Origin of the sequence: Anoxybacillus sp. UARK-01, from assembly GCF_002075365.1 — a bacterium.
GTDB classification, from domain to species: Bacteria; Bacillota; Bacilli; order Bacillales; family Anoxybacillaceae; genus Anoxybacteroides; species Anoxybacteroides rupiense.
This window is the reverse complement of sequence record NZ_NASY01000046.1, coordinates 1-22,280: the sequence shown is the minus strand read 5'-3', so window position 1 is coordinate 22,280 and position 22,280 is coordinate 1. Positions and strand designations below refer to the sequence as shown.

Annotated in this window: 23 protein-coding genes, 2 rRNA genes and 2 other annotated features; all 25 genes read right to left on the bottom strand. The window is 41.1% G+C overall.

Features of this window, described 5'->3' with window-relative positions; all coding sequences use genetic code 11:
• Nucleotides 1-200: 200 nt before the first annotated feature.
• Nucleotides 201-803, bottom strand: a complete 603-nt coding sequence (locus B6A27_RS11805) for a class I SAM-dependent methyltransferase (protein ID WP_080862216.1) — start codon at nucleotides 801-803, stop codon at nucleotides 201-203.
• Between the two features lie 323 nt (nucleotides 804-1,126).
• Entirely contained in the window at nucleotides 1,127-1,495 is a 369-nt protein-coding gene (rplL, locus tag B6A27_RS11800; protein ID WP_044744073.1) for a 50S ribosomal protein L7/L12, read from the bottom strand.
• A gap of 68 nt (nucleotides 1,496-1,563) precedes the next feature.
• Nucleotides 1,564-2,064 (bottom strand): 50S ribosomal protein L10, encoded by a 501-nt coding sequence (gene rplJ, locus B6A27_RS11795; protein ID WP_044744074.1) that lies wholly within the window; start codon nucleotides 2,062-2,064, stop codon nucleotides 1,564-1,566.
• 42 nt (nucleotides 2,065-2,106) lie between these two features.
• Nucleotides 2,107-2,256, bottom strand: a sequence feature (ribosomal protein L10 leader region).
• A 50-nt stretch (nucleotides 2,257-2,306) separates the two neighbouring features.
• Nucleotides 2,307-3,008, bottom strand: a complete 702-nt coding sequence (gene rplA / locus B6A27_RS11790; RefSeq protein ID WP_066150214.1) for a 50S ribosomal protein L1 — start codon at nucleotides 3,006-3,008, stop codon at nucleotides 2,307-2,309.
• 111 nt (nucleotides 3,009-3,119) lie between these two features.
• Complete coding sequence (gene rplK, locus B6A27_RS11785; RefSeq protein ID WP_027410223.1) at nucleotides 3,120-3,545, bottom strand: 50S ribosomal protein L11; 426 nt, start codon at nucleotides 3,543-3,545, stop codon at nucleotides 3,120-3,122.
• A gap of 269 nt (nucleotides 3,546-3,814) precedes the next feature.
• Nucleotides 3,815-4,348, bottom strand: a complete 534-nt coding sequence (gene nusG, locus B6A27_RS11780) for a transcription termination/antitermination protein NusG (protein ID WP_044744076.1) — start codon at nucleotides 4,346-4,348, stop codon at nucleotides 3,815-3,817.
• A 128-nt stretch (nucleotides 4,349-4,476) separates the two neighbouring features.
• The gene (gene secE / locus B6A27_RS11775) at nucleotides 4,477-4,659 is read right to left on the bottom strand and encodes a preprotein translocase subunit SecE (RefSeq protein ID WP_044744077.1); all 183 of its coding nucleotides are present in this window, start codon (nucleotides 4,657-4,659) and stop codon (nucleotides 4,477-4,479) included.
• A 59-nt stretch (nucleotides 4,660-4,718) separates the two neighbouring features.
• Entirely contained in the window at nucleotides 4,719-4,868 is a 150-nt protein-coding gene (gene rpmG / locus B6A27_RS11770) for a 50S ribosomal protein L33 (RefSeq protein WP_080862215.1), read from the bottom strand.
• Between the two features lie 107 nt (nucleotides 4,869-4,975).
• A complete protein-coding gene (gene sigH / locus B6A27_RS11765; RefSeq protein ID WP_066150211.1) occupies nucleotides 4,976-5,626 on the bottom strand; it encodes an RNA polymerase sporulation sigma factor SigH in 651 nt (216 codons plus the stop codon).
• A 68-nt stretch (nucleotides 5,627-5,694) separates the two neighbouring features.
• Entirely contained in the window at nucleotides 5,695-6,204 is a 510-nt protein-coding gene (locus B6A27_RS11760) for an NYN domain-containing protein (RefSeq protein WP_066150205.1), read from the bottom strand.
• A 4-nt stretch (nucleotides 6,205-6,208) separates the two neighbouring features.
• Nucleotides 6,209-6,946, bottom strand: a complete 738-nt coding sequence (rlmB, locus tag B6A27_RS11755; protein ID WP_066150202.1) for a 23S rRNA (guanosine(2251)-2'-O)-methyltransferase RlmB — start codon at nucleotides 6,944-6,946, stop codon at nucleotides 6,209-6,211.
• 19 nt (nucleotides 6,947-6,965) lie between these two features.
• Nucleotides 6,966-7,373: a Mini-ribonuclease 3 gene (locus B6A27_RS11750; RefSeq protein ID WP_231734667.1), complete on the bottom strand. Its 408-nt coding sequence runs from the start codon at nucleotides 7,371-7,373 to the stop codon at nucleotides 6,966-6,968.
• A gap of 4 nt (nucleotides 7,374-7,377) precedes the next feature.
• Nucleotides 7,378-8,775 carry a cysteine--tRNA ligase gene (gene cysS / locus B6A27_RS11745; protein WP_066150199.1) on the bottom strand — a complete coding sequence of 466 codons (1,398 nt, stop codon included), beginning with the start codon at nucleotides 8,773-8,775 and terminating at the stop codon, nucleotides 7,378-7,380.
• Complete coding sequence (gene cysE / locus B6A27_RS11740) at nucleotides 8,756-9,421, bottom strand: serine O-acetyltransferase (protein WP_066150196.1); 666 nt, start codon at nucleotides 9,419-9,421, stop codon at nucleotides 8,756-8,758. The genes cysS and cysE overlap by 20 nt, the downstream gene beginning before the upstream one ends.
• 65 nt (nucleotides 9,422-9,486) lie before the next feature.
• Nucleotides 9,487-9,715, bottom strand: a binding site (T-box leader).
• 41 nt (nucleotides 9,716-9,756) lie between these two features.
• Nucleotides 9,757-11,217, bottom strand: coding sequence for a glutamate--tRNA ligase (gene gltX / locus B6A27_RS11735; RefSeq protein ID WP_080862214.1), 1,461 nt, complete (start codon nucleotides 11,215-11,217; stop codon nucleotides 9,757-9,759).
• Nucleotides 11,218-11,286: 69 nt separating this feature from the next.
• Nucleotides 11,287-11,763: a 2-C-methyl-D-erythritol 2,4-cyclodiphosphate synthase gene (gene ispF, locus B6A27_RS11730; RefSeq protein ID WP_044744084.1), complete on the bottom strand. Its 477-nt coding sequence runs from the start codon at nucleotides 11,761-11,763 to the stop codon at nucleotides 11,287-11,289.
• A 4-nt stretch (nucleotides 11,764-11,767) separates the two neighbouring features.
• On the bottom strand, nucleotides 11,768-12,454 hold the full coding sequence (gene ispD / locus B6A27_RS11725; RefSeq protein ID WP_044744085.1) for a 2-C-methyl-D-erythritol 4-phosphate cytidylyltransferase: 687 nt from the start codon (nucleotides 12,452-12,454) through the stop codon (nucleotides 11,768-11,770).
• 24 nt (nucleotides 12,455-12,478) lie between these two features.
• On the bottom strand, nucleotides 12,479-13,573 hold the full coding sequence (locus B6A27_RS11720; RefSeq protein ID WP_044744093.1) for a PIN/TRAM domain-containing protein: 1,095 nt from the start codon (nucleotides 13,571-13,573) through the stop codon (nucleotides 12,479-12,481).
• A 110-nt stretch (nucleotides 13,574-13,683) separates the two neighbouring features.
• A complete protein-coding gene (gene radA / locus B6A27_RS11715) occupies nucleotides 13,684-15,069 on the bottom strand; it encodes a DNA repair protein RadA (protein WP_066150187.1) in 1,386 nt (461 codons plus the stop codon).
• Between the two features lie 82 nt (nucleotides 15,070-15,151).
• Nucleotides 15,152-17,584: an ATP-dependent protease ATP-binding subunit ClpC gene (gene clpC, locus B6A27_RS11710; protein ID WP_066150184.1), complete on the bottom strand. Its 2,433-nt coding sequence runs from the start codon at nucleotides 17,582-17,584 to the stop codon at nucleotides 15,152-15,154.
• Complete coding sequence (mcsB, locus tag B6A27_RS11705; protein ID WP_066150182.1) at nucleotides 17,571-18,671, bottom strand: protein-arginine kinase McsB; 1,101 nt, start codon at nucleotides 18,669-18,671, stop codon at nucleotides 17,571-17,573. Before mcsB ends, clpC begins: the two co-directional genes overlap by 14 nt.
• Before the next feature lie 2 nt (nucleotides 18,672-18,673).
• A complete protein-coding gene (gene mcsA / locus B6A27_RS11700; protein WP_044744089.1) occupies nucleotides 18,674-19,219 on the bottom strand; it encodes a protein-arginine kinase activator protein McsA in 546 nt (181 codons plus the stop codon).
• Nucleotides 19,220-19,234: 15 nt separating this feature from the next.
• A complete protein-coding gene (locus B6A27_RS11695) occupies nucleotides 19,235-19,696 on the bottom strand; it encodes a CtsR family transcriptional regulator (RefSeq protein ID WP_044744090.1) in 462 nt (153 codons plus the stop codon).
• Nucleotides 19,697-21,255: 1,559 nt separating this feature from the next.
• Nucleotides 21,256-21,372: ribosomal RNA gene (gene rrf, locus B6A27_RS11685) — 5S ribosomal RNA — on the bottom strand.
• 215 nt (nucleotides 21,373-21,587) lie between these two features.
• Nucleotides 21,588-22,280 (bottom strand): 23S ribosomal RNA (locus tag B6A27_RS11680); the annotation flags it as partial.

Below are 22,280 nucleotides of genomic sequence, written 5' to 3'. Positions count from 1 at the left end.
GCCTTGCTGATGAAGGCATTTTTTGCCTTACTATCAGACAAAAGAAAAATGGTTTCTATAACAAGAAAACCACATTTTCACCTATTTATTGATTTTATAATTTTCCCCATTAGAAATAAAATTATACATATGAATTATAGATAGCTACATAAGGTTACACATTTGGCATTTTATAATGCTATCATAGCTAAAAAAAACTGTCAATATTTTTTTGCCTTTATGATATAATATCCTTTTTTCTTTGTTATTACTTCTACTTCTGGAAATAGTGATTGGAGTTTTTCAAGAGCGGAAGGAGCCCCTTGCTTCTTCTGAATCACAATCCATAATTCTCCACCAGAAAGGAGATGATCCACACTTTCTGCAAAAATAGAATGAACGATCTGCTTTCCCGCACGAATGGGGGGGTTCGTTAAAATGGCGGCGAACTTTTTCATTCCGACCTCTTGAAACAAATTGCTTTCATAGATGATGGCATTATGAACTTGATTTTGCTGCTGATTTTGGCGGGCTAACGCAATCGCTCGTTCATTAATGTCAACCATCTCCACCTTGCGCTCAGGGAAAGCTTTTGCTAAAGCTAAACCAATCGGACCGTAGCCGCAGCCAACATCCAAAAAGTCCCCTTGAATCAACGGCTCTTCAAACGTTTCAATGAGCAATCGTGAGCCAAAATCCACCTCACGCTTAGAAAAAACACCTTGATCAGTTGTAAAGAGCAAATCATTTCCTCTAAGTGTGTAACTCCATGTATGTGGATCACTTGAAGAAGACGGAGCTTTGGAGTAGTAATGTTCACTCAATGATTCTCATCCTTTCATTGGCTTTTTACCATTCTCTCCATACTTGATAGCAGAATATGCTGTAAAATCCATGTATATAGATATATAGCCGGATGCCTCCACATTAATTCCCAAGTGAGCAGGTGATGATCCTGCTTCGTCCGATTTCGACGGTCAGACAACCATAGTTTTTTACACATACCATCCATTTCATCTTTGTATTGATGCCGTACAAGGACAACAAAGTGAATCGATTTTATTTGACTGATACGATAAGTGCTGTAAAGATGAAAAAGCCCGCTATCATTAGCGGGCTTTTTCATTCCACATAAAGAAAAGAGAAATTACTTCACTTCTACGCTAGCGCCAGCTTCTTCAAGTTTAGCTTTGATTTCTTCAGCTTCTTCTTTAGAAACGCCTTCTTTAACTGGCTTTGGAGTGTTGTCAACTAAGTCTTTTGCTTCTTTTAAGCCAAGACCAGTAAGTTCACGCACAACTTTGATAACTTTGATTTTTTGCGCGCCGCCATCTGTAAGAATAACATCGAATTCTGTTTTTTCAGCAGCAGCTTCGCCACCAGCAGCACCGCCACCAGCAACTACTACAGGAGCAGCAGCAGTTACGCCGAACTCTTCTTCAATTGCTTTTACTAAATCGTTTAATTCTAAAACTGTCATATTTTTAACCGCTTCAATGATTTGTTCTTTCGTCATTGTAATATTCCTCCCTTAATATCAAGATGTTTAGCATTGTTTTTCAAATGGGCTAAGCCACTATAAGATTAAGCACCTTGTTCTTCTTTTTTCTCTGCAACTGCTTTTGTAACAAGCGCGAAGTTGCGGATAGGAGCTTGAAGAACGCTAAGCAACATAGAAAGCAAGCCTTCGCGAGAAGGAAGATTAGCAAGTGCTTTCACTTCTTCAACTGTAGCTACGTTGCCTTCAATAATTCCTGCTTTAATTTCCAACGCTTCATGCGCTTTTGCAAAATCGTTTAGAAGCTTGGCTGGAGCTACTACATCTTCGTTACTAAACGCGATCGCATTTGGACCAGTAAGTACTTCATCTAACCCTTCTAAACCAACTTCTGCAAGCGCACGGCGAGTTAACGTATTTTTGTATACTTTGAACTCAATACCAGCTTCGCGAAGCTGTTTGCGAAGTTCAGTAACTTCTGCTACGTTTAGACCGCGATAGTCTACAATAATAGTTGATTTGCTTGCGCGGAATTTCTCTGCGATTTCTGCGACTACTTGTTTTTTGAGTTCGATTGCGCTGCTCATTTTCACACCTCCTGTAGAAGATAAGATGAAATACCACTTATACCGTTCATAAGAAAACCTCCATGCCACGTAGACATGGAGGTACTGTAAAGCACCACAAGATGCACTTTGCTTTCTATAAACAAAACACCTCGGTAGGAAATTAAGCTCATGCCGAGCACCTACTGTCTACGGTACAAATGATATTCTCTTTTCAGACAAGTTTTATGATACTAAATGACTGCCCGAAAGTCAACAGCCACTTATTTTGCAACAGCAAATGTTGAAGGATCGACTTTGATGCCAGGTCCCATCGTTGAAGTTACTGTTACATTTTTTACATACGTGCCTTTAGCAGCAGCAGGCTTCACTTTTAAAATTGTTTCGTAAATTGTTGTGAAGTTGCCCACTAGCTTTTCGTTATCAAACGAAATTTTGCCAATTGGCACATGAATGTTTCCAGCTTTATCAACACGGTACTCTACTTTACCAGCTTTGATTTCTTTTACCGCTCTTGCTACATCAAATGTAACTGTTCCTGTTTTTGGATTCGGCATTAATCCTTTAGGTCCTAGGATACGACCTAGCTTACCGACTTCACCCATCATGTCAGGAGTAGCTACGATTACGTCAAAATCAAACCATCCTTGTTGGATTTTGTTGATGTACTCTGTATCGCCCACATAATCTGCTCCCGCAGCTTCAGCTTCTTTTGCTTTTTCTCCTTTTGCAAATACGAGCACGCGTTGTACTTTACCTGTTCCATGAGGCAACACAACGGCCCCACGAATTTGCTGATCCGCTTTTTTAGGGTCAACCCCTAAACGGAAAGCAACTTCTACAGTGGCATCAAATTTCGCAATGCTTGTTTTCTTCACTAATTCAATTGCTTCAGTTACAGAATAAGCTGTATAGCGGTCCACAAGCTTCGCCGCTTCTAAATATTTTTTTCCTCTTTTAGCCATTTAAATTTCCTCCTTATTGTGGTTTTAGCGGAATAACCTCCCACGAATAAAGGTTGCGAAACAGATTATTTCTGTACTCGCAACCTTCAGCAGCCAGATACCATAACACGATTAGTCTTCGATAACAATTCCCATGCTGCGTGCGGTACCTTCCACCATACGCATTGCTGCTTCAATGCTAGCAGCATTGAGATCTGGCATTTTTGTTTCAGCAATCTCACGTACTTTGTCACGCTTGATTGTTGCTACTTTATTACGGTTTGGCTCACCAGAACCTGACTCAATGCCAGCCGCTTTTTTAAGCAAAACAGCAGCAGGCGGAGTTTTTGTAATAAATGTAAATGAACGGTCCTCGTATACCGTAATTTCAACAGGAATGATCAAACCTGCTTGGTCAGCTGTACGAGCATTGAATTCTTTACAGAATCCCATAATGTTTACACCAGCTTGACCTAAAGCTGGACCAACTGGTGGTGCCGGATTCGCTTTACCCGCAGGAATTTGTAGCTTTACAACTTTGATTACTTTTTTAGCCACGAGACACACCTCCTTAAGTCCGTGATGTGGTATTAGGGACGTTCCCTCCCACTCATATAAGGTTATGAATAATGCAGCATTTGCATTATTCTTTCGTAAGGCAGGACGTAACCTTTCGCCCTTCTATTTCCTATCATGCTTAAAGCATAGGAAATGCCACTGATTTATCATTGATTATAAAAAAGTTCATATGATCAGCTTGTATCATGAGATACACTGACTATAAAATATTATCACTTTTCCTTTTTGATTGCAAGTTGTTTCAGCAATTATATTTTTTCAATTTGCGAAAAATCAAGCTCTACTGGGGTTTCACGCCCAAACATATTCACAAGCACTTTAACCTTCCGCCGATCCATATCAATTTCTTCAATCGTTCCTGTGAAATTAGCAAAAGGCCCTTCCTTAACCTGTACCGTTTCTTTTAGCTCATAATCAAAATCAAGCTCATTAAGCGGCACGCCCATACGTTTTAAAATCAAGTGAACCTCTTCTTCAAGAAGAGGGGTTGGCTTTGATCCTGCTCCGCTTGATCCGACAAATCCAGTAACTCCTGGTGTATTGCGCACTACATACCAAGAGTCATCCGTCATAATCATTTCAACCAACACATATCCAGGGAATACCTTCCGCTTTGTTACTTTTTTCTTTCCGTTTTTCATATCTGTTTCTTCTTCTTCAGGAACGACAACGCGAAAAATTTTATCCTGCATCCCCATCGATTCTAAGCGTTTTTCCAGATTGGCCTTCACTTTATTTTCATAGCCTGAATATGTATGGATAACATACCAGTTTTTCTCCATTGGCTGGGACTTAAACGTCCTTCCCTCCCCTTAAACAGCAATTAAGTTTTATAAGCAAAACAAAAACCCGTTTCCGGGCCTTTTATTTCTACCTTATTATCTTTTATTATACCATAACAAAGCGCCAGTTATTCAAGCACAAAACGAATTAAAGAAGAAATCCCTAGATCCACAACCGCAAAAAAAATGGTCATGAAAGCAACGGTGGCTAACACGGTAATGGTATAATTGACTAACTCTTTTCTTTTCGGCCAACTGACTTTTTTCATCTCACGTGCGACTTCATTAAAAAAGTTGATAATACGTTGCATGATTAATAACCTCCAACAACTTAGAGCTGCTTTGCCAGTCATTGGCATGATCGTAAAACTTATTTCGTTTCCCGGTGAATTGTATGTTCATTGCAAGTTTTGCAAAACTTTTTGATATCTAGACGCTCTTGAGTATTTGCGGTATTTTTCATCGTTGAATAATTACGGGTATTGCATTGACTGCAGGCTAATATCACCTTTTTACGCATATGCCTCCCACCGTTCTACGAGATGTCTTTAAAAATTTAACATATCCATCTTTCTTATGTCAATGACAAATAGTGCTTTAGCCTGTTGCCCAGCATGCCCTTTTCATTTATAGACTGATTTCGCGATATTCCAAATATCTTTCCAACTTTCGCTTCACTCTTTGTAAAGCGTTATCAATCGATTTAACATGGCGGTTAAGCTCTTCAGAAATTTCTTGATATGACCGCCCATCTAAATATAGAACAAGCACCTTTCTCTCTAAGTCACTTAACAGCTCGGCCATTTTAATTTCAATATCATCGACTTCTTCACGATTAATAATCAACTCTTCTGGATCCGTTGCTTTTGTTCCGGAAATAACATCCATCAGTGTTCGATCGGATTCATCATCATAAATAGGCTTATCAAGCGAAACATATGAGTTGAGCGGAATGTGCTTTTGCCTTGTGGCCGTTTTGATTGCGGTAATCATTTGCCGAGTAATGCATAATTCCGCAAAGGCTTTAAAAGAAGTAAGCTTGTCCTCTTTAAAATCCCGAATCGCTTTATATAGGCCAATCATTCCCTCCTGAATAATGTCCTCTTTATCTGCTCCAACTAAAAAATAAGAACGCGCTTTCGCTCGGACAAAGTTTTGATACTTATGAATCAAAAAGTCCAAGGCATCGCTGTCTCCTTGGTGCACCCGTTCGACTAATACTTCATCCTCAAACTGTTCCAACTTTTTCTCATCTTTGCTTTTGAAGCCTTCGCCCACGCCGATCCCTCCGACCGCACAAATCGATAAAATTATTATACAGTACAAAATTTTACAGCGTCAACCTCTCATTTTTCGCCTCTTCGCCATCTTTCGAAAATTCTTGCCACTTCATCTGTTAAAGGAATTTTTGAGACTGGTTTTTGTTCGTGAATGGCTTTTACTTTTTTAGAAATTCCTTGTTCAATTGATTCCATTTCGGTCAAAAGCTCACGAGCCGACTTTCGCAAAGCACCTTGTCCAAAAATCGCCCATTGTTCTGTGTAATCAGAGGTCGCTACATATACTTTTGTCCGAATATTAATTAGCTGCTTTGCAAGCTTTTCAATTCGCTCATCTGCTGTTTCATTCTCTTTTGTAAAAATAACATCTACTTGATAATTGGTATATTTTTTCTCAACGCCTTGTACGAGGTGTGCATCAAAAACAATGATCACTTTATATCCAGTAAACCCTTGGTACTCAGCCATTTTAGAAATTAATACATCTCTTGCTGAAGCAAGATCATGCTCTTTTAATTTGCGAAGCTCAGGCCAAGCACCAATCACGTTGTAGCCATCCACAATGAGAATATCCATAGAGTTATTCTCCTAAAGGATATCGTTTACGGTACACCTCATACATTAATAAACTGGCTGCCACTGAAGCGTTTAGCGATGTCACCTTCCCCTTCATCGGAAGGCGAATTAAAAAGTCACATTTTTCCAAAATCAACCTCCCAATTCCTTTCCCTTCACTTCCAATTACGAGGGCTAAAGGCATTGTTCCATCCAGCTGGCGATAATCGTCTTGTGCTTTGGCATCCGTGCCGACAATCCAAATTCCCCGTTCTTTTAGCTCATCAATCGTTCTTGCTAAATTCGTCACACGGGCAACTGGAATATGTTCAATCGCTCCTGTGGAAGCTTTGGCCACTGTTGAGGTTAAGCCAACTGAACGACGCTTCGGGATAATAATGCCATGTGCTCCGACCGCATCGGCTGTGCGCATAATAGAGCCTAAATTATGAGGGTCTTCCAGCTCATCAAGCATCAAGAAGAAAGGAGGTTCATTTTTTTCTGCCGCACGGTAAAATAATTCATCGATATCATAATATTGGTAAGCAGCTACTTGAGCAATAACTCCTTGGTGATTTCCATCAACCATCTGATCCAGCTTTTTTTTCGGAACATATTGCACAATCACTTTTTGCTGCTTAGCCAGCTCAATGACCGATTGCATCGCTCCCCGCTGCGCCCCTTCGGCAACCCAAATTTTATTTACTTCCCGTTCCGACTTTAACGCTTCTAATACAGGATTTTTTCCGATAATAAGGTCCATTTCTTTACGTCTTCCTTTCTTAGCCTTCAGTAATATCAAATGAATAACGGATGAGCTCTTTCAGTCTTTCCTCATTATTTCCTAAGAAATGATACCCAATCAACGCTTCAAAGGCTGTACTGTATCGATACGTTTGAACATCGGTATTTTTAGGAATTGTAGCTGATTTAGCATTTCTTCCTCTGCGCAAGACCGCTTGCTCTTCCTCCGTTAAGATCGCTTGTTCTAGTAACGCCAATACCACTTTTGCCTGCGCCTTGGCAGAAACATACCGGATGGCTTGCTTGTGTAATTGATTTGGCTTAACGCTTCCTTTGGCAAGGAGGCGATGCCGCACATACAATTCGTAGACAGCATCACCGATATAAGCAAGAGCTAAACCATTAAGCTGTTTTACATCTTTTATATCTACAAAAAAGTCTTTCACACTCTTATCCTCTTTTCCATCTCGTTCCTTGCGGCGTATCTTCTAAAATAATATTTTTTGCTTTTAGTTCATCCCTAATTTGATCAGCTAAGGCAAAATCGCGATTTTTTCTAGCTTCATTTCGCTTCTGGATCAATGCTTCGACTTCGTCATCGAGCAATTCATCCTCTGTTAAAGAAATTCCCAATACACCTAATAGCTCTTCAAACTCATGTATGAAAGCAGAAATGACTTTTTCAGCTGTATTTTTTTCAAGCAAATATAAATTTGCCTGTTTAGATAGCTCAAATAATACAGCAATGGCATTTGCCGTGTTAAAATCATCATCCATCTCCGTAATGAAAACATTGCGGCATTCATTAATCTTATCTAACCATTGCCCATCGTTATCGGTTAAATTGCTGCAGCTCGCAAGACGATGTTTTAAATTAAGGTAGGACGTTTTTAAACGTTCCAATCCGTTCTTTGTGCTTTCTAACAACTCTTGACTATAGTTAATCGGATGACGGTAATGAACAGATAGCATAAAAAAGCGCAATACTTTCGGATCTACTTGCTGAATGATATCGTGTACAAGAACAAAGTTCCCGAGAGATTTAGACATTTTTTCATTATTGATATTAATGTAGCCATTATGCATCCAATATTTCGCAAATGTCTTTCCTGTCAACGCTTCTGACTGGGCAATCTCGTTTTCGTGATGTGGAAATGTTAAATCTTGGCCACCTGCATGAATATCGATAGTATCTCCTAAATATTTGTGCGCCATCGCTGAGCATTCGATATGCCAGCCCGGCCGTCCTTTTCCCCAAGGGCTATCCCAAGCGATTTCGCCCTCTTTCGCTGCTTTCCATAAAGCAAAATCAAGCGGATCTTTTTTCTTTTCTCCAATTTCAATACGGGCCCCCGCTCGAAGCTCATCAACCGATTGATGTGAAAGTTTTCCGTATTCTGCAAACGCTCTTGTTTTATAATAAACATCCCCATCTACTTCATAAGCATATCCTTTTTCGATCAGCTGCTCAATAAATTCAATAATAATGTCAATATTTTCGGTTACACGCGGATGAACATCGGCTTTTCGGCAGCCTAATGCGGATACATCTGCAAAATAAGCCTCAATAAAACGTTCAGCAATCGTTGGAACATCTTCTCCTAATTCTTTAGCCGCCTTAATCAATTTATCATCAACATCAGTAAAGTTCGAAACATATTGCACATCATAGCCGCGAAATTCTAAATAGCGGCGGACGGTATCAAATACAATAGCTGGACGCGCATTTCCAATATGAATATAGTTGTACACCGTTGGACCACAGACATACATTTTTACCTTATTTGGTTCAATCGGTTCAAATTTCTCTTTCTTTCGTGTCAATGTGTTATAAAGCTGAATGCTCATTTTGTGCCTTCCCTTCTTTAAGTTGTTGAATTTCCATTTGTAGCTTTTCAACCTGATTCTCTAGCTCTTTTAAACGATCGGCAATAGGATCCGGTAAATCCGTATGGTTTAAATCTTTGTTCACTCTGACTCCATTATGCACCACGACTTTCCCTGGAATACCAACAACAGTGGAGTTCGGGGGTACATCTTTTAAAACAACCGATCCTGCTCCTATTTTTGAATTTTCTCCAATTGTAATGGAACCAAGCACCTTAGCTCCTGTTGCAATCAAACAGTTATCTTTAATGGTCGGATGGCGCTTTCCTTTTTCTTTTCCTGTCCCACCCAATGTCACTCCTTGATATACCGTTACATTATCGCCAATTTCACATGTTTCTCCAATCACAACACCCATGCCATGGTCGATAAAAAAGCGACGACCGATCTTTGCACCTGGATGAATCTCAATGCCTGTAAAAAAGCGACTAATTTGTGAAATCAGCCTTGCAAGAAAGTACAGTTTCCGTTTATAAAAAGCATGAGCAATGCGATGCGCCCAAATAGCATGTAATCCTGAGTAAGTCAAAATAACTTCTAAATAGCTTCTTGCTGCCGGATCTTGTTCAAACACAACTTCAATGTCCTCTTTCAAGATTTTAAACATCTCTCTCCCTCCTCCTCAGACTTCCAGAATATCGGAATAATAAAAAGCGTCTCTGTGTTTGCAAACACAGAGACGCTCGGACGCGCGGTTCCACTCTGTTTAGCCAAATGAAAAGCTTGGCTCCCTCAGCTCTTATAACGGAAGAGAATCCGCTCCATTCTACTACAGAGCATCTCTGCTTCGAAAGGAGGCTCCGAGGCGCATTTCAAAAGCATTAAGCATGAATCACTTCCAGCCAAGGCGACTCTCTCTGTAATGTTAATGCTTTTTACTTCTCCTCATCTACGCTTTATATATGGATTTGTTAATCATCATATTACAAAAAAGAAAAAATGTTAGTCAATTAGTTTTTCTAAGCGTTGAATCACTTTTTCTTTTCCAAGCAGCTGTATCGCGAGCGGCAGCTCCGGTCCGTGAGTTTGTCCTGTGGTAGCTACACGGATAGGCATAAATAATTTCTTGCCTTTCTGTCCCGTTGTTTTTTGTACCGCTTTAATAGCGGCTTTAATGGACTCCGCATCCAATGTTTCCAGATTTTTCACTGCCTCTAAAAACGCCTTCAATACGGCTGGAACTTGTTCTTCCACTAATACAGCCCGCGCTTCTTCGTCATACTCGACATCTTCTTTAAAAAACAGCTTGGACAATTCTACAATCTCTGCTCCATAGCTCATCTGTTCTTGATATAAAGCAATTAATTGCCGAGCCCATTCCCGCTGCTCTCCGGTCATTTGCGCCGGCAAACAGCCTGCCTTGATTAAGTGAGGCAAAGACAGTTCTACAAGCCGATCTAAATCAAGCTTTTTAATATATTGGTTATTCATCCATGTCAGCTTCTGTTTATCAAACATCGAAGGAGATTTAGATAGGCGAGATACATCAAAAATACGAATGAGCTCTTCCTTCGTAAAGAGTTCTTCTTCTCCTTCTGGCGACCACCCTAATAAAGCAAAAAAGTTAAACATCGCTTCAGGAAGGTAGCCAAGCTCTTTATATTGAGAAACAAATTGAATAATCGATTCATCGCGTTTGGATAACTTTTTGCGCTGCTCATTTACAATCAATGTCATATGACCGTAGCGCGGTGGCTCCCAACCTAAATACTCATAAATCATCAACTGTTTTGGCGTGTTCGATAAATGTTCTTCGCCGCGAAATACATGAGTAATCTTCATTAAGTAATCATCTATGACCACCGCAAAGTTATAAGTCGGAATTCCGTTAGCTTTGACGATGACCCAGTCACCGATATCTTTTGATTCAAACACTACTTTGCCACGAACCATGTCTTCAAACTCGTATACTTTCCCTTCAGGTACTTTTATACGCAATGTATACGGCTTGCCTTCCGCCTCCAACTGCTGTACCTGTTCAGGCGTTAGATGACGGCATTTGCCACTATATTGCGGTGCTGCAATTCCCGCCGCCTTTTGGGCTTCACGTTCTTGCTCCAATTCTTCGGGCGTACAGAAGCATTTATAGGCATATCCTTTTTCTAATAGCTCATTTGCATACTGACGATATATATCAAGACGCTCTGTCTGGCGATAAGGTCCATATCCTCCATCTTTGTCTACCGATTCATCGTAATCAATGCCGAGCCATTTTAAATTCTCCAATTGAGACTGCTCTCCGCCGGGCACATTCCGTTCGATATCAGTGTCTTCGATTCGCACAATAAATTTCCCATTATGGTGGCGAGCAAACAAATAATTAAATAGAGCTGTGCGCGCTCCTCCGATATGTAAATGGCCAGTCGGACTCGGCGCATAACGCACTCTTACCTCTTGTGACATGTTAAGACCTCCATCAACATTTAACTGTGTATCGTTATTTTAACATTATACCACCACAAAGTTAAGCCATTATTGCCTTTGCAATAAAACAACCGCTTGAGCAGCAATGCCTTCTTCACGCCCAGTAAATCCAAGTTTTTCTGTCGTCGTCGCCTTCACATTTACTTGAGAGCGCTCCGCTTCTAATAACTCAGCCATTCTCTCTATCATTTGTTCAATATAAGGAGCCATTTTCGGTTTTTGTGCAATAATGGTACAGTCTAGATTGGCAAGCTTATACCCCTCTTTCTTAACGAGGTTCCAAACTTGCTGTAGCAATCGCGCGGAGTCGGCATCTTTATATTGTTGATCCGTATCTGGAAAATGCGTCCCAATATCGCCAGCACCAATGGCTCCTAAGCACGCGTCTGCCACAGCATGCAACAACACATCTGCATCTGAGTGACCAAGCAATCCTTTTTCATAAGGAATGCAAACACCGCCAATTATTAAAGGGCGGCCTGTTACTAATTGATGAACGTCAAATCCTTGCCCTATCCGAAACATATATTCACCTTGCTTCCTTTAATGATAAAATCGCTTCCGCAAATAGTAAGTCATCTGGCGTTGTTAATTTAATATTTCGATAATCTCCCTCCACAATTTTCACTTTTTTTCCCATCCGTTCAACAAGACTGGCATCATCTGTTCCGATATACCCTTCTTCCTGTGCCCGTTTATGCGCTTCTAAAACAAGGGAAACACGAAAAGCTTGTGGAGTCTGTACAGCCCACAAGCTAGAGCGCTCCACCGTTTCCTCAGCCATTCCATTCCTAACTTTTTTAACGGTGTCTTTCATAGGTACAGCGGGAATTGCCGCACCATGCTCTTGCGCTTCCTTCACTAATTCGTGTATTTTTTCTAGCCTAATAAACGGGCGGGCACCATCATGAATGAGGACAATCTCACCTTCTTTAACTGCCTGCAACCCATTGTAGACGCTATGTTGCCGTTCGATGCCACCACTGACGATCGAGATCACTTTTTTGATCCCGAACTTTTTCAGTAGCTCAACAAACAGCGGTCTTTCCGCTTCGTTTACTACCATAATAATTCCGCGACAATCGTCATCTTGTTCAAACACCTTTAACGTGTGTATAATGACAGGCTGATGCTGCAATTCAATCAGCAGTTTGTTCATGCCAGCCTTCATTCGCTTTCCCTGTCCTGCTGCCGGAATGACTACTTGATATAACATATGACTTATTCTCCTAGTCTACACTTATAATGCCTTTTGGAGAAGCTTGAGCTTCGCAAAAATCATTCTCCCTGCTGAAGTTTGTAACACACTAGTGACTAAGACGTCAACCCGTTTGCCTATATAATCTCTGCCATCTTCGACAACAATCATCGTTCCGTCATCTAAATAGGCAACGCCCTGGTTATGCTCTTTTCCGTCCTTAATGACTTGTACATTCAATTCTTCTCCCGGTAAAACAACCGGTTTAACTGCATTGGCCAAGTCGTTTATATTCAGGACTCTCACATTTTGCAGTTCACAGACTTTATTTAAATTGAAATCGTTCGTCACGACCACTCCTGATGTTAATTTCGCTAATTTCACTAGCTTGCTGTCCACTTCCTGAATGTCATCAAAATCACCTTCATAAATCTCTACTTTCATTTCCAATTCTTTTTGAATGCGATTCAAAATATCAAGCCCGCGGCGGCCGCGATTTCGCTTCAGTACATCTGAGGAATCAGCAATATGCTGTAATTCTTCTAGAACAAAACGAGGAATAACAATCGTTCCCTCTAAAAATCCTGTTTGGCAAATATCAGCAATTCGTCCGTCAATAATCACGCTTGTATCAAGAATTTTTAAAGTACTGTTTTTTTGCTTGTCGCTTTCTTCTTCTGTTCCTTTTTTCTTAGACATGCGACTAGAAATGGAAAATAAATTCATCAACTCATGGCGTTTCTTAAATCCTACCTGAAACCCTAAATAACCAAGCAAAATCGTTAAAAAAACTGGCAGCACGGTATTAACGACTTGAAATTGAAATGCTTTAAGCGGCATCACCACTAAAAATGCAACAAACAATCCAAAAATTAACCCTAAGCTTCCAAACAAAATATCTGTGACAGGTGCTTTTACCAGAGATTCTTCAATCCAGTGAATTAAACCCACTACATAATCAACTAGCCAAAAAGTCATGATAAAGAAAATAAGTGCTCCCAAAATCGCCAGCATATATGGATTGTTAAAAAATGAAAGATGATGGATATTCAGCAGTCGAAATATATTCGGAAGAAAAATAATTCCTAAGGTCCCTCCGACGACTAAGAAAAATAATTGGACTACTCTCTTTAACATCATACTTTCACCTCCTCAACTACATTATAAACAGTTTCCAATGTTTGAAACCAATGATAACACAGTTTTTAATCTTTTTTAAAAATTTGATACATGTTTGTAACGTTTATTCATACAGATTTTCTGTCTCCTAACGTGTATTCCAACGCTTCAGCGACATGAGACACCCCGATAATTTCCACTCCTTTTGGCGCCAGCCATCCTCCCAAATTATTTTTTGGAATAATAATACGATGAAATCCAAGCTTTACTGCTTCTTGAACTCGCTGCTCGATACGAGAGACTCGACGTACTTCTCCTGTCAGCCCCACCTCTCCGATGATGACATCTGATGGATTCGTCGGCAGATCGCGAAAGCTGGAAGCAATGCTTACAGCGATGGCTAAATCAATAGCTGGTTCATCTAATTTGACTCCCCCGGCTACTTTTAAATAAGCGTCTTGGTTTTGCAGAAGCAACCCAACTCTTTTTTCTAGTACAGCCATCAGCAATGATACGCGGTTATGGTCAATTCCCGTCGCCATTCTTCTTGGATTGCCAAAGCTTGTTGGGGAAATTAACGCTTGAATTTCCACGAGCACGGGTCTTGTGCCCTCCATTGACGCTACTACCGTTGATCCTGCCACTCCGCTTGATCGTTCTTCCAAGAATACCTCTGAAGGGTTTTCAACCTCTAGCAGCCCCGTTTCTCTCATTTCAAAAATACCAATCTCATTAGTCGATCCAAATCGATTCTTCACTGCTCGTAAAATTCGGTACGTATGATGGCGCTCACCTTCAAAATACAAAACTGTATCTACCATATGCTCTAAAATTCTCGGTCCAGCAATGGAGCCTTCCTTTGTTACATGGCCGACAATAAAAATCGCAATTCCTTTTGTTTTAGCGATTCGCATCAATTCCCCTGTACACTCCCTGACTTGAGAAACGCTGCCGGGAGCTGATGTAATCTCGGCTCGATAGATCGTTTGAATGGAATCAATTACTACAAAGTCAGGTTGAATTTCTTCAATCGCTTGATGAATATATTCCAAGTCTGTTTCTGATAATACATACAGCTCATTAGCGGAAATGCCCAAACGGTCAGCACGCAGCTTCGTTTGCTTGACTGATTCTTCCCCGGAAATATATAGCACCTTATATTGATTCAACGCCAATTGTGCAGACACCTGCAAAAGAATGGTTGATTTTCCGATACCAGGATCACCGCCGATAAGAACGAGAGAACCTTTAACGATTCCGCCACCTAACACGCGATTAAACTCCGCAAGATCCGTTACCATTCTTGGCTCCTGTGCTGTTGCTACGGTTGTAATCGACACTGGCTTGGATATAGAAGAAGGAGCAGTATGAACAAATACTCCCCTTGCTGCTGGTTTTCCTTTCTCAATTTCCTCAATCATAGAGTTCCACGTCTGACAACCTGGACACTTTCCCATCCATTTGGCTGATTCATATCCGCATTCTTGACATACAAATTTCGTTTTCTTTTTCATAACAGCTAATTCCTCTCTATTCGCAAATGCAAAAAGAAGGTATGCGCCAATCTACTTCTGCCGCATACCTTGCTGCCACCTTTTACTGAACGGTTTGTTCTGATAAAACTACAAATTCTCCGTCTTTGACATCTACAATGACTTTTTGCCCTTTTGTGATCGTTCCTTTCAACAGCTCTTCAGATAAGCGGTCTTCAATGTGTTTTTGTAAAGCTCGGCGCAATGGACGAGCACCATATTCTGGGTCATGTCCTTCTTCAGCAATTTTTGCAATCGTTTCTTCCGTCAATTCTAATTCAATATCTTGCTCTGTTAAACGTTTTACAAGCTGATCGGCCATAAGATGAACAATTTTTGCTAAATGTTGTTTTTCTAATGAGTGGAATACAATAATTTCGTCAATACGATTCAAAAACTCTGGACGGAACGCTTTTTTCAATTCATCCATGACTTTACCCTTCATGTCTTTATATTTCTGGCTTTCATCTTGAACATTAAAGCCTACATACTTATTTCGTTTCAGGGCATCAGCTCCCACATTGGATGTCATAATCACAATCGTATTGCGGAAATCAACCGTTCTTCCTTTTGAATCTGTTAAACGTCCGTCTTCTAATACCTGCAGAAGAATATTAAATACATCTGGATGTGCTTTTTCCATCTCATCCAATAAAACGACCGAGTATGGTTTACGGCGAACTTTTTCTGTCAATTGTCCTCCTTCTTCATATCCGACATATCCAGGAGGAGAACCAACAAGTCGAGAAGTAGAATGCTTCTCCATATACTCAGACATATCGATGCGAATCAACGCATCCTCATCTCCAAACATCGCTTCTGCCAATGCTCGTGCTAACTCTGTTTTTCCTACCCCAGTTGGTCCAAGGAAGATAAATGAACCGATTGGACGCTTTGGATCCTTTAATCCTGCACGGGCGCGTCGGACCGCCTTCGCCACTGCTTTCACTGCTTCTTCCTGTCCAATCACTCGCGAATGCAAAATTTCTTCAAGCTTTAACAACCGTTCTGTTTCTGTTTGCGCCAATTTCGATACAGGTATTCCTGTCCAGCTAGATACAACCAAAGCAATATCCTCTACTGTTACTTCCGAATTTTCCTGACCTTGCTTTTCTTTCCAAGCGCGTTTTGTTTCTTCTAATTCCTCACGCAAACGTTGTTCCGTATCGCGCAATGAAGCAGCTTTTTCAAATTCCTGACTCTGAACAGCAGCGTCTTTTTCTTTACGAACCTCTTCTAACTTTTGTTCCAACTCTTTTAAATTAGGCGGAGCGGTAAAAGAACGAAGACGCACTTTTGAGCATGCCTCATCAATTAAATCAATGGCTTTATCTGGGAGAAAGCGATCTGTAATATATCGATCTGATAGCTTCACTGCTTGAATAATTGCTTCATCAGAAATCGAGACACGATGATGCGCTTCATATCGGTCACGTAACCCTTTTAAAATTTGAATGGACTCTTCAACAGTCGGTTCATCAACATAAATTGGCTGGAAACGGCGTTCTAGCGCAGCATCCTTCTCTATATATTTCCGGTATTCATCTAACGTTGTAGCACCGATACACTGCAATTCACCACGAGCTAATGAAGGTTTTAAAATGTTTGAAGCATCAATAGCTCCTTCCGCTCCCCCTGCGCCGATGAGCGTATGCAGCTCATCAATAAATAAAATAATATTTCCTGCTTGACGAATTTCATCCATAACTTTTTTCAAGCGGTCTTCAAATTCACCGCGATATTTGGTTCCGGCAACAACTGTCCCCATGTCTAACGTCATGACTCGCTTGTCTCGTAACGTTTCAGGAACTTCATTATTGACAATTTGCTGCGCCAATCCTTCTGCAATCGCTGTTTTACCTACACCGGGTTCACCGATTAATACCGGGTTGTTTTTCGTGCGTCGGCTTAATACTTCAATTACACGTTGAATCTCTTTACTTCTTCCAATGACAGGATCTAAGCTGCCTTCGCGAGCAATGGCTGTTAAATCGCGAGCAAGACTGTCTAACGTCGGTGTACTCACATGGGAAGCACTGCCTTGGTGTCCGGAAACAGACTCATTGCTTCCCAATAGTTGTAACACTTGTTGACGTGCTTTATTCAAGCTTACTCCTAAATTATTGAGAACACGAGCGGCGACTCCCTCTCCTTCACGAATTAAGCCAAGCAAAATATGCTCTGTACCTACATACGAATGTCCAAGCTTTCTGGCTTCATCCATAGAAAGCTCAATCACTTTTTTGGCACGTGGCGTATAATGAATCGTTTGCGACACCTCATGTCCTCGACCAATCAATGCCTCTACTTCCTTCTGAATCTTTTCTGGTCCTAACCCCAAAGCAATTAAAGCTTTAGCGGCAATCCCTTCCCCCTCGCGAATCAATCCAAGCAAAATATGCTCCGTGCCAATGTTATTGTGACCAAGACGTACCGCTTCTTCTTGAGCTAAAGCCAACACTTTTTGCGCCCGTTCTGTGAATCTACCGAACATCATTTTCATCACCCTCCATTGCTTTTCGTTCTTCCATTTTTAAACGTTCTCGAATCAAAGTAGCTCGAAGAACATCCCGTTCATTAGGTCTTAATGCTCCGCCAGCATATTGCTGCAAGAATCCCGGCTGCATTAAAATCATCAGCTCATTTAGAATGCTCCGAGAAATGTTTTTAATATACCCTAAATCAATTCCCAAACGTACATCCGATAAACATTGGGCCGCTTCCTTCGATTCGATAACACGGCAATTGGTCAAGATGCCATAGGAGCGAAAGACTCTGTCTTCTAATTGTATGTTTAAAGTTTTGACTAATGCCTCTCTTGCCATTCTTTCCTGAGCAATTAATTGTTGAACAACACTTTTTAAATCCTCCACAATATCTTCTTCTGATTTGCCAAGCGTAATTTGATTTGATATTTGGAATATATTCCCTAAGGCCTCACTTCCTTCTCCATACGTTCCTCTTACCACTAATCCTAGTTGGCTAATGGCTGGAATGATTTGGTTCATTTGCTGTGTTAGAGTCAGAGCCGGTAAATGCATCATTACCGATGCTCTTAATCCTGTTCCTACATTTGTAGGACAGCTTGTTAAATAACCTTTCTTTTCATCAAATGCGTAATTGACATGCATTTCAATCCAATCATCCAGCGCATTGGCCATCTCTAAAGCTTCTGTCAGTTGCAGTCCTGGAAATAAACATTGAATACGAATATGGTCCTCCTCGTTAATCATAATGCTTACCTCTTCATTTTCCGACAGCAAGCATGCTCCGAATGGGCAATCTTCCGCTAAATGTGGACTAATTAAATGTTTTTCAACCAATACCCTTTTTTCGATCGTTTGGAGCTCATTCATTTTTAAAAGCTCAAATCTACCAACTACAGGATGTGATTGGCGTGCAAATGTCTGTTCAAATTGCTGTACGATATGCTGGGCTTCTTCGTTGCCAAAAACAGTGGGAAACTGGTAATCTACAATATTCCTTGCAAGCCGAATCCGACTGCTCAATACAATGTCTGAGTCCGGACCTTCTTGGTTCATCCAAGAGCTTACTGCTGTATTCAAAAACTTCTCAAGCGACACAATCAGCCCTCCTCCCCATGTTTACTTACACGTGATTCAAGCAAACGAATTTGATCGCGAACTTCAGCTGCTTTTTCAAACTCTTCTCTGGCAATAAGCTCTTGCAGTTTTTGTTTTAAATGAGCGATTTGTTTACGAATATAAATACTGCCACCGATTCGTCTTGGAATTTTCCCTGCATGAGTAGTATTGCCACTATGAAGTCGTTTCAATATCGGCTGCAGTTGTTTAGCGAATGTATGATAGCAATGAGAGCAGCCAAAACGGCCAATTTTGGCGAATTGATTATATGTCATGTTGCAGCGTTCACATTGCAAAATTTCAATGCTTTGAAATGCATTTTGCTTGGCTCCCTTTGTAGGAGCTTCAAAATTTAATAGACCTGCCAATAAATTTTGCAGAGAGAATCCTGCATTTCCATGAAACATAAAAACGTCCCCGTGCTCTTGAGCACAATGTTCGCAAAGATGAAATTCTGTCTTTTCACCATTGATAATTTTCGTAAAATGCATCGTGGCCGGTCTCTGCTTACATTCTTGACATATCAAAGATCTCACCTCTTTCTATTTATACTTCAAAGACATTAACATGGCTTTTAACATTCTAGCTCTCAACTCATCTCTTTGAGGCAAGTCAATATATAAAACAGATCGATCCATTACGCTCAACATAATATTTGCCTCTCGTTCAGAAATGACTTTTTCTTCAACAAGTCGGCGAATAATATCCTCTGCACTCGATTGACTGACATGATGACGAATTAAAGATAATAGCTGATCAATTAATTGCGATTCATTTTTTGTTTTCACTTTTATAATTCGAATATAGCCTCCACCGCCGCGCTTGCTTTCTACAATATAGCCTCGTTCCAAAGTAAAGCGTGTATTAATGACATAATTAATCTGTGAAGGAACGCACTGAAATTTATCGGCGATTTCACTTCGTTTAATCTCAACAATTTCTTGTTCACTCATATTTAAAACTTGCTTTAAATATTGTTCGATAATATCAGAAATGTTTCTCACCCTACCCCTCCTTGCTTAGGTAGTTGACTTTGACTATATTTGACCTTAATTTTACTATATAGCAGATATAAAAAAAATGCAACAAACAAGAGCAGATAATCATATGATTGCCGATTTTCCGAATTTAAAACAAAAGCAGTATGAATTAATTCGATAACATATGCTAAAAATCCTTTATATCAAGAAAAAAGTTATAATTATGAAGCAAGGACATATCTCAACATGACACATGCTCAAAGATCCATCTTTGAAGCAGTAAACCATTCAACGATGGAAACAGACACCAGCACTTTTTTAGAGTTTTCGCATGTGCAGCAAAGCATATTCAATCCGTAGAATATGTCAATTAAGCTGTTTTTGAATGAGAGAGAAGCACAGGAACCGAGGAGTTTGACGTGGTCATTCACATGATTTAACGTTTAATATGCTCGAGGATATGATATGGGGTGAATAGAGGTTCAAATTTTAATCAGTGAAAACCAATCGTATCGAAAAAACGAAATGTACAATTTTATTGTGAATATGTCGCAAAGCGCATCATAAATGAATAAAGACATATAAAAACCCACTCACTCCCTTGAAAATCCTATACAGCGACCAATAAGCTCCAAAGAGTGGACATTATGCGTTCTAATTTGATTAAAGAACATGCATGTAGGAGATGAAATCTCTTTTGATGCATTCTTCCAATAGATCCATCGGCTTTCTTTGTTTGGCACGCCGTATACAACAGAGAGGCCGCCGATTTTAAAAAGGCATTACTCAGGTGCTTATTTTTAAAAACGTATTTTGCGCTCGATTCGTTGCGAGAGTTGATGTGAGTCCTTCAGTGGTTTGATTATTGTCGCCGCCTTTGTAGACTAACAGCGTTCTGCATGTTTCGACGCTTTCTCGTACAAAACAATGGTTTCAAGAGCAAGAGTTTCCGGAATCTCATGCTCAACTGCTTATGCATTTAAGTGTCAAGCAGCCTTCAGCTGTGTGGATTGACAACATGGCACTCCGAAGCAGCCCCTATGATTCTCAAATGATGGGAAGGATGATGCCCACTCTTATCACTTGTTTAAGGGCTATCAACTTTATACAGGTATCACCGCAGGCGAAATCGTGGTCTCCCATATGCTTACACCCCCCAATCGACATGACGCGGCAGTCACGCCAGAGGTTTTTTGAGCTCTCAAAGACTGGAACATTCGGTTTGCTTTAGGAGATGCCGCCTATGACAGCAAGAAGGTTCAAACTATCGCCCGCCGAGAACATAGGAGTGTTTTTGGGTCACCTCGAAATCAAAAGAACGAATATGACTCCAGGGTTGTTGAAGGTGACATTTGGAAAACAGTTATGGGGCTTGCATACCAACATTGAACGAATAGGCCATCAGCTCAAAATGAAAGGACAAGGATCAGCATGAGTTATGGAGGTTATCGCCATCCGTTGCATGGTCAATAGTATATTTTTATTTAGCAACACCATCATTAGTAGTGTAAAGCATTTACAGATGGTTTCAATATATTAAACAAAAAAGCATGTTTCATAATGAAACATGCTTTTTATATACAGCCTAGCAACGTCCTACTCTTGCAGGGGCGTTAGCCCCAACTACCATCGGCGCTGGAGAGCTTAACTTCCGTGTTCGGGATGGGAACGGGTGTGACCTCTCCGCCATCGTCACTAGACTATTCGAAGGATGGTTCCTTCAAAACTAGATAACAGATCAGAGAAGAAAGGATAGGCGGTGCTTTTCTTGATGTCTTGCTCCGCTTTTCGTATTGTCTAGTTCCGCAAGCTGCATCCTACGGTCGTTTCCACTTCTTCTGTCCAAGTCTCCTGACTTGTCCGTCAGAAGCTTGAACGCCCTATGGATGCAAGCGAGCTTGCTCCGCTTTTCGTATTGGTTAAGTCCTCGATCGATTAGTATCCGTCAGCTGCACGTGTCGCCACGCTTCCACCTCGGACCTATCTACCTCGTCATCTTCGAGGGATCTTACTTGCTTATGCAATGGGAAATCTCATCTTGAGGGGGGCTTCACGCTTAGATGCTTTCAGCGCTTATCCCTTCCGCACATAGCTACCCAGCGGTGCCCTTGGCAGGACAACTGGTACACCAGCGGTGCGTCCATCCCGGTCCTCTCGTACTAAGGACAGCTCCTCTCAAATTTCCTGCGCCCGCGACGGATAGGGACCGAACTGTCTCACGACGTTCTGAACCCAGCTCGCGTACCGCTTTAATGGGCGAACAGCCCAACCCTTGGGACCGACTACAGCCCCAGGATGCGATGAGCCGACATCGAGGTGCCAAACCTCCCCGTCGATGTGGACTCTTGGGGGAGATAAGCCTGTTATCCCCGGGGTAGCTTTTATCCGTTGAGCGATGGCCCTTCCATGCGGAACCACCGGATCACTAAGCCCGACTTTCGTCCCTGCTCGACTTGTAGGTCTCGCAGTCAAGCTCCCTTCTGCCTTTACACTCTTCGAATGATTTCCAACCATTCTGAGGGAACCTTTGGGCGCCTCCGTTACTCTTTGGGAGGCGACCGCCCCAGTCAAACTGCCCACCTGACACGGTCTCCCACCCCGATCAGGG

Excerpts from the sequence above, each read along its gene's own strand:
- rlmB (WP_066150202.1), bottom strand. The coding sequence starts at position 6,946 with ATGGACCTTATTATCGGAAAAAATCCTGTATTAGAAGCGTTAAAGTCG.
- clpC (WP_066150184.1), bottom strand. The coding sequence starts at position 17,584 with ATGATGTTCGGTAGATTCACAGAACGGGCGCAAAAAGTGTTGGCTTTA.
- B6A27_RS11760 (WP_066150205.1), bottom strand. The coding sequence starts at position 6,204 with ATGGATATTCTCATTGTGGATGGCTACAACGTGATTGGTGCTTGGCCT.
- cysE (WP_066150196.1), bottom strand. The coding sequence starts at position 9,421 with ATGTTTAAAATCTTGAAAGAGGACATTGAAGTTGTGTTTGAACAAGAT.
- ispD (WP_044744085.1), bottom strand. The coding sequence starts at position 12,454 with ATGTTATATCAAGTAGTCATTCCGGCAGCAGGACAGGGAAAGCGAATG.
- nusG (WP_044744076.1), bottom strand. The coding sequence starts at position 4,348 with ATGGAGAAAAACTGGTATGTTATCCATACATATTCAGGCTATGAAAAT.
- rplA (WP_066150214.1), bottom strand. The coding sequence starts at position 3,008 with ATGGCTAAAAGAGGAAAAAAATATTTAGAAGCGGCGAAGCTTGTGGAC.
- gltX (WP_080862214.1), bottom strand. The coding sequence starts at position 11,217 with ATGTCACAAGAGGTAAGAGTGCGTTATGCGCCGAGTCCGACTGGCCAT.
- secE (WP_044744077.1), bottom strand. The coding sequence starts at position 4,659 with ATGCAACGTATTATCAACTTTTTTAATGAAGTCGCACGTGAGATGAAA.
- ispF (WP_044744084.1), bottom strand. The coding sequence starts at position 11,763 with ATGTTTCGGATAGGGCAAGGATTTGACGTTCATCAATTAGTAACAGGC.
- radA (WP_066150187.1), bottom strand. The coding sequence starts at position 15,069 with ATGAAAAAGAAAACGAAATTTGTATGTCAAGAATGCGGATATGAATCA.
- rplJ (WP_044744074.1), bottom strand. The coding sequence starts at position 2,064 with ATGAGCAGCGCAATCGAACTCAAAAAACAAGTAGTCGCAGAAATCGCA.
- rpmG (WP_080862215.1), bottom strand. The coding sequence starts at position 4,868 with ATGCGTAAAAAGGTGATATTAGCCTGCAGTCAATGCAATACCCGTAAT.
- rplL (WP_044744073.1), bottom strand. The coding sequence starts at position 1,495 with ATGACGAAAGAACAAATCATTGAAGCGGTTAAAAATATGACAGTTTTA.
- B6A27_RS11720 (WP_044744093.1), bottom strand. The coding sequence starts at position 13,573 with ATGTTAAAGAGAGTAGTCCAATTATTTTTCTTAGTCGTCGGAGGGACC.
- cysS (WP_066150199.1), bottom strand. The coding sequence starts at position 8,775 with ATGAGCATTCAGCTTTATAACACATTGACACGAAAGAAAGAGAAATTT.